At 56.0% G+C, this 273-nt stretch carries 1 protein-coding gene; it reads left to right on the top strand.

Going from position 1 to position 273, the window contains the following annotated elements; genetic code table 11:
- Nucleotides 1-19 precede the first annotated feature (19 nt).
- Nucleotides 20-273, top strand: a 254-nt coding sequence (locus ABG80_RS22890) for a protein rep (RefSeq protein ID WP_268760987.1), incomplete at its 3' end; no start/stop codon positions are given.

Here is a 273-nt window from a genome sequence, read left to right as displayed (position 1 = left end):
CTACTTCACCATCGACGCTGTGAGGCTGCATGCGGCCAGCTTCTGCATGAAGCACCTGCTTTGCCCTCTGTGTGCCATTAGACGGGGCGCTAAGTCGATGAAAGCCTACTTGGATAGGTGGGAGGTCATCCGAGCCAAGAAAACGGCTCTGAGGCCTTTTTTGGTGACTTTGACGGTGAAGAACGGTGATGACCTGGCTGAACGCTTTAAGCACCTTCATAGAGCCCAGCGCGAGCTATGGAAACGCCGGCAACGTGGTCGCGGCTCTGTGCT

The organism is Aquabacterium parvum (assembly GCF_001447195.1).
GTDB lineage: Bacteria > Pseudomonadota > Gammaproteobacteria > Burkholderiales > Burkholderiaceae_C > Aquabacterium > Aquabacterium parvum.
This window is presented reverse-complemented; position numbering and strand designations above follow the sequence as displayed.